Below are 10,149 nucleotides of genomic sequence, written 5' to 3'. Positions count from 1 at the left end.
CGAACGGTATTCCGCGAAGGCAATATTAGGTGAGGCCCGGGGACACTGAGTCACACCGACACTGTCCACAACCAGCCCGGCCCCCACCTTGTTCCCCGCACCGCCCCACCGCCGTCCCACCGCCGTCCCACCGCCGTCCCGCCGCCGCCGCACCGCCGCCGCACCCCTCAGCGCCACGGCGCCACCGTGCCACCCCACGGCCGCACCGACGATCGCGCCGCGAGGCAACTTCCCCTCCGGGTCAGACTGCCGCGCCACCCCACGGCCGCGCCGCACGAGATCTTGGGACAGTGCCCGCCCTACTGACGGAACTGTCCAAGATCTGCGAGTGGCCGCCAGTTGGGCAAGGTCATCCGCCTCCCGCACCGCCCAGCGCGTCGGGTGCGGCCATCAAACCGCGCCGGGGTGCAGGCTCGGGTATGCCGCTGGCCGGCACCCCGGGTTGGGGTGCCGGCCAGCGGTCTCTAGGTCATGCGGTGGTGCGTGTGTGGAGGTCAGCTGTTCCAGTGCTGGGCGACCAGGTCGGTGGCCTGCTGCTCCCACTGGGCGTACGCATCCGGGTAGGCCGAGACCTGCACGGTCTGCGCGGCCTGGGTCAGGGGCATGTCCTGCCACCCATCAACCTGCTTCAGACCCTTCAGGAACGCGGCCGTCGAGTAGGCCGGGTCGGTGATCTGCTCCGGCGTACCCCAACCACTGGTCGGACGCTGCTGGAACAGACCCAACGAGTCGTGGTCGTTGGCGTCGCCGAGGTGACCCAGGTTCTCCAACTTCGACTCCTGCAGACTCGTGGCGATCGAGATGACCGCGGCCCGCTCCGGCAGACCAGCCTTCTTCGTCGCCGCGATGATCGCCTTGACGTTAGCGGTCTGCTCATCGTTCAGATTGATCCGGGACTGGTCACCCTGCGGCTTGGCCGTCTGCACCGCGACCGCTACCGGCTTGGTATCGACCGGGTTGGCGTGGGCGGCGATCGGACCGGCGAAGACACCACCGGCGAACGCGAGACCAGCAACAGACAACACACTCTTACGAATGATCGTGTTCATGAGAGTTAGCTCCTTCGGGGGTAAGGACACCCAGCCGCCACAAAACGGGGAACCGGCGTGCAGGGTGTGAGCACCTCGTCCGGGCGCATCAAAAATCAGGGAAAAGTCTTTGGGGGGTTCGGCGCCTAAGGCCGGGGGTGGCTTGGGGCGCCGGGGTCGGCGGCCTACGAGCGGAGGGCTCATGGCGCCGGGTCCAGGTGTAACGACCGAGGGCCGGGAGTCATTCCGGGGGTGGCCCATCCACCGCCACCCACAAGGAAGCGGTGACCGGGCGGTCGTTCGCAGGTGGCTGCAACGACCGGGCGGAGCCAAGCATTCCAACCCCGGTGGGTCAGCACTCCAACCCCGGGGGTCGGCCTCCAAGCCTGGGGGGTCGGCGCTCCAACCCCGAGGGGTCGGCGCTCCAACCCCGAGGGGTCGGCGCTCCAAGCCCGAGGCGCGGGGTGGCGGGCCGTGGTGCTGCGATCGTCAGGGTATGTAACGACCCCGAGCCGGCCATGATTCCAGGCCACGGGTGCGACCGGTCACAACCCAGAGGCGGCCGGGACCGGACAAACCACCCACATAACCCAGCGGGCGGCGCCTCAGACACCGACCACGAGCATGATCCACTCCATATCGCCGACGTCGGGGCATCACACGCCCCGGACACCCCCACATCGCCGACGTCGTGTCGATCATGAGTCCGCGACCACTGCGCCCCCTGCAAATAAGACAAAACACCCGGCCGAGGTGTGTGGAGTCCCCGGGGTCGCCAGGTGGCCAGCCGGCGCGGACGGCCGAATCCGACGCACCGAGACGACCCCGACAACCGAGCCGGATCGGGGTCGCAGGTGGCCAGCCCGAGCGGACCGGGCGACCCTCGACAACCAAGCCCGACCGGCGACGCGCGACAACCCGAGCGCACCGGGCGAGCCGCGACAACCGAGCCGGACTGGACGACCCGGCGACAACCCGAGCCGGACCGGCGACGCACGACAACAGAGCTGACCAGGCGACGCTCGACAACCGAGCCGGACCGGCGACCCGGCGATAACCGCGCTGACCAGGCCGCACAGTCAGAGGTGCCGGGAGTGTGGCAGCAGCCCGCTGGGAACGTCCTGAGCGACACCGGCTCCGGTGGGCGTTACCCTGGCAGCATGCACGTCCTCTCCCCCACCGCGACCGGCGTGGCCTTCCTGGCCCGTCCGGGTCGCCCTGCTGTGGTGGCGAGGACGCTCGCCGAGCTGGCGGGTCCCACCCGGGGCGTGGTGGAGCTGCCGGTGCGGTTGATGTGGAACGCCGAGCGCACCTTCGACCTCGGTGACCGCGACCAGCTGCTCTGGATGTACGAGAACGTGCTCCGCGAGACCACCCGCGCCGAGGACCTACGCGTCCTGATCAACGGGCGGACGTTGCGCCGGGTGTGGCGGCTCCTGAACCTGCCCCGGGGCGTACGCCAGGCGTGGGAGAGCCGGCACCGCGGCCTGCGCGCGGCGTGATCGGGCCTCATCTGCACGAGTTCTACCGGGAGGTGGCCCGGGTGGCGCTGGCCGCCGCCGGGCCGTACCGGTTCGTGTTGGGTGGCGGGGTGGCCTGGGCGGCGCACGGGATGGTTGCCCGCCCGACGGAGGATGTTGATCTTTTCGCCGATGTGGAGGGCGCTGCCGCGGCGGCGTCCGCCGGGGTGCGCGTGGCGCTGGAGCAGGCTGGGTTCATGGTCAGCGATGCCGACCCCGACAGTGACCTGGCCGAGCTGTTCGACGGGTACGGCCGGGATATGAAGGACTTCGTGGTGAGCCGTGACGGCCGTGAGATCCGGCTGAGCCTTGCCCGGTTGGACCGGCAGCAGAGTCCGGTGGTGATGGACCTCGGCCCGGTGATGGACGTCCGCGACCTGGTGGCCAACAAGATCGCGGCGTTGGTCAACCGGCGGGAGGTCCGGGACTTCATCGACGTGGCGGCGGCCCTGGAGCACTACGACGTGACCGAGCTGTTGGTGCTGGCACGGCAGGTCGACCCCGCGTTGGATCCGGTGGACGTGCGGGCCGCTGGCCGTTACCTGGACCGGCTGTCCGAGCAGCGCTTCGGCCGTTACGGCCTGGGCCCAGCCGACGTCGCCCAGATCCGGCAGCGCTTCGCCGCATGGCCGCGCTGACGTCAACACGCCAGGCGCCACGCGCCACGCGCCGCCACGCCACGCGCGACGCGCGACTCGCCACCCGACGCGCCAACGCCGAACGCACGATCCACCGCAACGAGCCGCACCGCCGGGCGGGCAACCCCAGAGAACGCCCAGGGCCATCGTCGACGCCATCGAGGAGAGCCCGGCGGTGGATCACTTGGTCGGTCGGCCGCCCGTGACGCCCAGGATCTCGCCGGTGACATAGCTGGACTCCTGCGAGGCGAAGAAGACGTACGCGGGAGCCAGCTCCGCCGGCTGGCCGGGGCGACCCGCCGGGGTGTCGGTGCCGAACTGCTTCACCTTCTCCTCGGGCATGGTGGCCGGGATCAGCGGCGTCCAGACCGGTCCGGGTGCGACCGCGTTGACCCGGATGCCCTGCTCGGCCAGGTCGGCGGCGAGGGCCTTGGTGAAGTTGGCGATACCGGCCTTGGTGGTGGCGTAGTCCAGCAACTGCGGTGACGGGTCGAACGCCTGGATCGACGCCGTGTTGATGATCGCCGCGCCTTCGGTCAGGTGTGGGATGGCGGCCTTGCAGAGCCAGAACATCGCGTACAGGTTGGTCTTGAGCACCCGGTCGAACTGCTCGGTGCTGATCCCGAGGATGCCCTTGTCCTGCGACATCTGGTACGCCGCGTTGTTGACGAGGATGTCGAGGCCGCCCAGGTCGCGCACCGCCCGATCGACCAACTCCTGGCAGTGCGCCTCGTCGGTGATGTCACCGCGTACCGCGACGCCCCGCCGGCCGGCGTCCTCGACCAGCCGGATGGTCTCCTGGGCGTCGGCGTCCTCCTCCTCGCTGAGATACGAGATGAGTACGTCCGCGCCCTCCCGGGCGAAGGCGAGCGCGACCGCTCGGCCGATCCCCGAGTCACCGCCGGTGATCAGCGCCCGCTTGCCGTCGAGTTTGCCGCTGCCCCGGTACGACTCTTCCCCGTGGTCCGGTTTCGGGGTCATGTCCCCGGTCGAGCCGGGCGGCGACTGCTGCTGGGTGTGCTGGTCGCTCACGGACATCTCCTCGTGCTGCACGGAAGCGGGTTCCTACCGCCCTACCCTGCGGTCGCCTGCGGAAACCGCAGTAACGGTCGGGGCTGCCGTGGCGGGAGTGCCCCCTGGTGGTTATGGTGCGCGAGGCACCCACGAGGCGCCTCCACCCCCATGGAAAGGCACGTCATGACCTCTCCTTCCGGCCCGTCGCGTCGTCAGGTGCTCGTCGCCGCCGCGGCGGCGGCGACCGCCCCGCTGATCGCCGCCGCGCCCGCGCAGGCGGCCGGCGCAGCCCGGTCACGCACCTGGGACCTCACCCTCCTGGGCACGTCGGACACCCACGGCAACGTCTACAACTGGGATTACTACCGCGACGCCGAGTACGACGACAGCAAGCAGAACGACATCGGCGTCGCGAAGCTGGCGACCCTGATCAACCAGATCCGTCGGGAGCGGCGCGGCAAGGCGACGCTGGTGCTCGACGCCGGCGACACCATCCAGGGCACGCCGCTGGCCACGTACTACGCCAAGCAGGAGCCGATCACCGCCACCGGGGAGAAGCACCCGATGGCCCGGGCAATGAACATCATCGACTACGACGCGGTGACGCTGGGCAACCACGAGTTCAACTATGGTCTGCCGCTGCTGGACCTGTGGATCCGTCAGCTCGGCTTCCCGGCGCTCGCCGCGAACGCGGTCAACGCGAAGACCGGCAAGCCGGCCTTCCTGCCGTACGTCATCAAGAAGGTCTCCCTCGGTTTCGCCGCGCCGACCCTGCGGGTCGGCATCCTGGGGCTGACCAATCCCGGCGTGGCCATCTGGGACAAGGGCAACGTCGAGGGCCGGCTGCGGTTCGACGACATGATCGCCACCGCGGCGAAGTACGTGCCGATCATGCGGGCTCGCGGCGCGGACATCGTGCTGATCTCGGCGCACGGCGGGGACAGCGGCACCTCCAGCTACGGCCCGGAGCTGCCCAACGAGAACCCCACCGCGCTGATCGCCCAGCAGGTGCCGGGGATCGACGCGATCCTTTTCGGTCACGCGCACAACGAGGTCGTGGAGAAGTTCGTCACCAACGAGCGGACGGGCGCGCAGGTGCTGCTCTCCGAGCCGTCGAAGTGGGGCCAGCGGCTCACCCGGATGGACTTCACCCTCGCCCGTGAGCGCGGCCGGTGGACGATCACCAAGAAGGCCGCGTCCATGCTGAACACCAACACGGTGGTGGAGGACCCGAAGGTGCTCGCCGCCGTGCGGGCCCAGCACCAGAAGACCGTGGCGTACGTCAACCAGGTCGTCGCCCAGTCCACGGTCGAGTTGTCGGCGGCGGAGTCGCGGTACAGGGACACGCCGATCCTGGACTTCATCAATCACGTGCAGACCGAGGTGGTCGGCGCGGCGCTGGCCGGCAGCGCGTACGCGGACCTGCCGGTGCTGTCGATCGCGGCGCCGTTCAGCCGTACCGCGGTCTTCCCCGCCGGTGACGTCAAGATCCGTGACGTGGCCGGCCTGTACGTGTTCGACAACACCCTTGAGGCGGTCGTGCTCAGCGGCGCCGAGGTGCGCGCGTACCTGGAGTACTCGGCGAAGTACTTCCGCACCCTCGCGCCGGGTGCCACGGTCGACCCGGAGCAGATCAGCGATCCAGCGGTGCCGGACTACAACTACGACGTCGTCTCCGGCCTGGACTACGACATCGACATCTCCAAGCCGGTGGGGCAGCGGATCACCCGGCTCGTACTGCCCGGCACCGACACTCCGGTGGCCGACAACGCGCAGTTCGTGGTGGCGGTGAACAACTACCGGCGCAGCGGCGGCGGCAACTTCCCCGGCATCGTGAAGACCCAGGTCTACAACGCGCAGCAGGAGATCCGTCAGCTGCTCATCGACTGGGCGCAGGCCAAGGGGACGATCGACCCGGCCGACTTCTTCCAGCCCAACTGGCGGCTGGTCCGCGAGGGCGTGCCGGTCTTCTGACCTCAGCGCGACGCGGACGGGCCGTGGGTGGTGACACCCGCGGCCCGTTGCGCGTTCTCAGCCCTGCACATTCCAGCGGACCGGGTCCTCGGCCTTCTCCGGCCGGTCGCGCCCGGGATCGGTCTCGGTCAGGGCGACCCGCTCGTCGGGACGGACAGCGGGCGGCAACTCCCCGAACCGTACGTGGCGCAGGAACGCGTACTCGTCATCGGTGAACGGCTGCTCGGCCATCGGCACCTCCTGCTGCTCCCCGCCATTGTCCGGCGACCGGGCCACCCCGCACCAGCAGTCTGCTCGACGTTTGGGTCGGGGCGCTCACACCGCGTAGAGCATCCTAGGATCCTGGGTGAAAGGCGACGGGCCTGCGCGGGTCGGGTAGCCGGTCGAGCAGCGCGAGGGCTGCCCGAATGGGCCGGCGGTGCAGCATTTCGTCGAAGCTCGCCCGGCCCTGACAGAACTGGACGAACATCCGCCAGCCCGGCGGGGTCGCCAACAGGGCGTGGAACACGTCCGGGCGGCGGGTGAAAACGTCGAGCAGCCGGAACCCCGCCCGCATCTCCGGCACCAGGCGCTCGGCGACCGCCCGCTCGTACCCGGCCAGATCACCGCCGGCAACCGCCGCACCGGCCAGCCCACCGGAGCGCAACGCGAAGCTGATGCCCTCCCGGCTCCACGGCTCCAGCAGCCCCGCCGCATCCCCCACGACCAGCACCCGGCCGGTGCGCAACGGCGAATCCTCCGTACGACAGCGGGTCAGGTGACCGGAGTCGTGCTCCGCCGGCAACCCGGTCAACCCCAACCGGTCGACGAACCGCCGCAGGTAGTCCCGGGTCCCCTCCCCCGCGCCCCGAGCCGCGATCACGCCAACGGTCAACCGGTCGCCCTTGGGAAAGACCCAGGCGTACGAGCCCGGCATCGCACCCCAGTCCAGCAGCAGCCGCCCTCGCCAGCGCTCCTGCTCCACTGGCGGCACCGGAACCTCCAGCTCCAGACCCAGGTCCACCTGCCGGTACCGAACCCCCACGTGCCGGGCGGTCACTCCCGAGGAGCCGTCCGCCCCGATCACCGCGCGGGCCGCGATCGTCGTACCGTCAGCCAGCCGCAGGCGTACCCCCTCAAGGTCCTGCTCGATCGCACGGACACCGACCCGCTCACGCATCTGCGCGCCGGCGGCCACCGCCGCCGCGCGCAGCCGGTCGTCGAACTCCTCACGACGCACCATGGTCACCACTGGACCGTCGTTGCGGCGGGTGAACTCCCGGCGGCCGTCACGGGTGAACGTGACCCGGTCCACCCGGTCGTGTGCGGGCACCTCGATCCGATCCTGAACGGCCGCCAGGGAGGTGCCGATCAGGCCACCGCCGCAGGTCTTGTACCGCGGATGCGCGGCCCGCTCGACAACCAGGGTGCGGACACCAGCGCGGGCGGCGGCGTGTGCCGCCGAGAGCCCGGCGGGGCCGGCGCCGACGACGACGAGATCCCAGACGATCACGGAAGCAGCCTAGGGCACCACCGGACAGCACAGCGGTTCCCGCGCACCGTCCCGACCGCCCGATCGGGTGCGCATCTTCGGTCAGCAAGGGGGTAAACGGCGCAGGGCAACCGCCACCGCGATGGCGGACGAGCGAAGGAGGAAACCATGCAGCAGGTGCAACTGTCGGAGGCCGAGCAACGGGTGTACCAGGCGGTCACCACCCTTGAGGCGCGCGGGCAGGTGCCGTACCCGGACCTGATCGCCGAGGAGTCCGGGCTGACCGGAGAGCAGGTGGGCAGCCCACTGCACCTGCTCACCGAGAAGGGCCTGCTGCACCGCGAGGACTCGCCGATGGCGGGCCTCGACTTCGGTCCCCGGTTCTGCGCCCGCCAGATGGCGTGACCCGCGGAGCCATCCGAGACGATTCGCCCCCCGGTGACCCGGGTAGCGGTCAGCAATGCGTGATCGACGGTCAACGGGGGGCACGATGAGTGCGGCGCAAACGCCGCAGCCAGTGGACGCGGCCGAGAATCGGCGACGCTGGCAGGCCGTCGGCGTCGGGTTGGTCGCCGCGTTCATGACGCTGCTCGACGTGAGCATCGTCAACGTCGCGGTGCCGTCCATCGACCGGGCGCTGCACGCCTCGCCGAGCGACCTCCAGTGGATCCTCTCCGGGTACGCGCTCACCTTCGGTCTGGCGCTGGTGCCCGCCGGGCGCTTCGGCGACGCCCGTGGGCGGCGCAACGCGTTCGTCTTCGGCATCGCACTGTTCACCGTGACCAGCGCGCTCGCCGGCCTCGCCACCTCCCCGACGTGGCTGGTCGCCGCCCGACTGCTTCAGGGCGCCGCCGCCGGCATCGTCAACCCGCAGGTCATCGGGCTCATCCAGCAGCTGTTCCGGGGGCCGGAACGGGCCCGCCCGTTCGGGCTGCTCGGCGCCACCATCGGAATCTCCACCGCCGTCGGCCCACTGATCGGCGGGCTCCTCATCGCCGTCGGCGGCGAGGAACACGGGTGGCGCTGGGTCTTCTTCGTCAACGTGCCGGTCGGCATCCTCGCGGCGTTCCTCGGCTGGCGGCTGCTGCCCAACCGCCCCAAGGGGCAACCGGACCCGCGCCGACTCGACCCGGTCGGCGTGCTGCTGCTCGGTGTGGGCGTGGTCCTGGTCCTGCTGCCACTGGTGCAGGAGCAGCAGTGGCGGACCCCGTGGAAGTGGGCACTCATTCCGGCCGGTCTCGCGGTGCTGCTCGCCTTCGGGCTGTGGGAGCGATGGTACGCACGGCACCGCGAACCGCTGTTCGACCTACGGCTGTTCACCTTCCAGTCGTACACGCTGGGGTCGCTCATCGCGCTTGTCTACTTCGGTGGCTTCACCGCGATCTTCTTCATCTTCACCCTGTTCCTGCAGAACGGCCTCGGCTACAGCGCACTCGTCGCCGGCCTGGCCATCACACCGTTCGCCCTCGGCTCGGCCGCCGCCTCCGTGCTGGGCGGACGGATCGTCAACCGCTTCGGCCGGCCACTGGTGGCCATCGGCCTGCTCGCCGTGGTGGTCGGCTTGGCGGGAACGGTGATCGCGCTGCACCTCGCGCCGGACGCCCCAGCGCCCTGGGTCACCGCCGGCCCACTGCTCGTCGCTGGCATCGGCAGCGGGCTGGTGATCGCCCCCAATCAGACGCTCACCCTCGCCGAGGTGCCGGTAGAGCAGGCGGGCAGTGGCGCGGGCATGCTCCAGACCGGTCAGCGGATCGGAGCCGCAGCCGGCATCGCGGCCGTCGGCTCGGTGTTCTTCTCGTCGCTGTCCGACAGCCGCGGCAACTGGACCAGCGCCTTCGAACGGTCCCTCATGCTGGCCACCGGCATCATCGCGCTCGCGCTGATCGCCGCGCTGATCGATATCCGCCGCACACACAACCACGGCAAGACCTGACAACCCCAGGGGTACGCCGCCAGCACGGTCGCCGGACATGCCGCTGGCCGGCACCCCGGGTTGGGGTGCCGGCCAGCGGGTCTAGTTCGGTGGGTCAGCTGTTCCAGTGCTGGCCGACCAGGTCGGTGGCCTGCTGCTCCCACTGGGCGTACGCATCCGGGTAGGCCGAGACCTGCACGGTCTGCGCGGCGACGGTCAGGGGCATGTCCTGCCACCCGTCGACCTGCTTCAGGCCCTTGAGGAACGCGGCCGTCGAGTAGGCGGGGTCGGTGATCTGCTCCGGCGTGCCCCAACCACTGGTCGGACGCTGCTGGAACAGACCCAACGAGTCATGGTCATTCTTGTCGCCGAGGTGGCCCAGGTTCTCCAGCTTCGACTCCTGCAGGCTCGTGGCGATGGAGATGACCGCGGCCCGCTCCGGCAGACCGGCCTTCTTCGTCGCCGCGATGATGGCCTTGACGTTGGTGGTCTGCTCGTCGTTCAGGGTGATCCGGGACTGGTCACCCTGCGGCTTGGCCGTCTGCACCGCGACCGCTACCGGCTTGGTATCGACCGGGTTGGCGTGGGCGGC

At 70.2% G+C, this 10,149-nt stretch carries 10 protein-coding genes; 5 read left to right on the top strand and 5 right to left on the bottom strand.

All coding sequences use genetic code 11. From position 1 onward, the window contains the following. Nucleotides 1-494: 494 nt before the first annotated feature. Nucleotides 495-1,049 (bottom strand): hypothetical protein, encoded by a 555-nt coding sequence (locus tag ABZS37_RS32285; RefSeq protein WP_355175322.1) that lies wholly within the window; start codon nt 1,047-1,049, stop codon nt 495-497. Nucleotides 1,050-2,188: 1,139 nt separating this feature from the next. Between ABZS37_RS32285 and ABZS37_RS32280 the strand changes: the two genes are divergently transcribed. Together ABZS37_RS32280 and ABZS37_RS32275 are read left to right on the top strand one after the other, a co-directional pair. Continuing rightward, complete coding sequence (locus tag ABZS37_RS32280) at nt 2,189-2,530, top strand: hypothetical protein (RefSeq protein ID WP_355175320.1); 342 nt, start codon at nt 2,189-2,191, stop codon at nt 2,528-2,530. Continuing rightward, nucleotides 2,527-3,186 (top strand): nucleotidyl transferase AbiEii/AbiGii toxin family protein, encoded by a 660-nt coding sequence (locus tag ABZS37_RS32275; protein WP_355175318.1) that lies wholly within the window; start codon nt 2,527-2,529, stop codon nt 3,184-3,186. The genes ABZS37_RS32280 and ABZS37_RS32275 overlap by 4 nt, the downstream gene beginning before the upstream one ends. Before the next feature lie 180 nt (nt 3,187-3,366). Here the strand turns inward: ABZS37_RS32275 and ABZS37_RS32270 are convergent, their stop codons facing one another. Continuing rightward, entirely contained in the window at nt 3,367-4,167 is an 801-nt protein-coding gene (locus tag ABZS37_RS32270) for an SDR family oxidoreductase (protein ID WP_355175324.1), read from the bottom strand. Between the two features lie 216 nt (nt 4,168-4,383). On the opposite strand from ABZS37_RS32270, the gene ABZS37_RS32265 reads away from it, so the two are divergent. Continuing rightward, complete coding sequence (locus ABZS37_RS32265) at nt 4,384-6,174, top strand: 5'-nucleotidase C-terminal domain-containing protein (protein WP_355175316.1); 1,791 nt, start codon at nt 4,384-4,386, stop codon at nt 6,172-6,174. 57 nt (nt 6,175-6,231) lie between these two features. Here the strand turns inward: ABZS37_RS32265 and ABZS37_RS32260 are convergent, their stop codons facing one another. Together ABZS37_RS32260 and ABZS37_RS32255 are read right to left on the bottom strand one after the other, a co-directional pair. Continuing rightward, on the bottom strand, nt 6,232-6,405 hold the full coding sequence (locus ABZS37_RS32260) for a hypothetical protein (protein ID WP_355175314.1): 174 nt from the start codon (nt 6,403-6,405) through the stop codon (nt 6,232-6,234). Nucleotides 6,406-6,508: 103 nt separating this feature from the next. Beyond that, the gene (locus ABZS37_RS32255; protein ID WP_355175312.1) at nt 6,509-7,666 is read right to left on the bottom strand and encodes a geranylgeranyl reductase family protein; all 1,158 of its coding nucleotides are present in this window, start codon (nt 7,664-7,666) and stop codon (nt 6,509-6,511) included. Nucleotides 7,667-7,813: 147 nt separating this feature from the next. Here ABZS37_RS32255 and ABZS37_RS32250 point away from each other — a divergent pair, with 147 nt between their 5' ends. Continuing rightward, nucleotides 7,814-8,050, top strand: a complete 237-nt coding sequence (locus ABZS37_RS32250) for a hypothetical protein (protein WP_124823326.1) — start codon at nt 7,814-7,816, stop codon at nt 8,048-8,050. 55 nt (nt 8,051-8,105) lie between these two features. Next, nucleotides 8,106-9,578 carry an MFS transporter gene (locus ABZS37_RS32245; RefSeq protein WP_355175310.1) on the top strand — a complete coding sequence of 491 codons (1,473 nt, stop codon included), beginning with the start codon at nt 8,106-8,108 and terminating at the stop codon, nt 9,576-9,578. A 94-nt stretch (nt 9,579-9,672) separates the two neighbouring features. Here the strand turns inward: ABZS37_RS32245 and ABZS37_RS32240 are convergent. Further along, nucleotides 9,673-10,149 (bottom strand): hypothetical protein (locus tag ABZS37_RS32240; protein WP_355175308.1); only part of this gene is annotated, 477 nt, incomplete at its 5' end.

It is taken from the genome of Micromonospora sp. NPDC005413 (genome assembly GCF_040606435.1).
GTDB lineage: Bacteria > Actinomycetota > Actinomycetes > Mycobacteriales > Micromonosporaceae > Micromonospora.
Note: the sequence above shows the minus strand (reverse complement) of the source record. Positions and strands in the feature narration are given on the sequence as shown.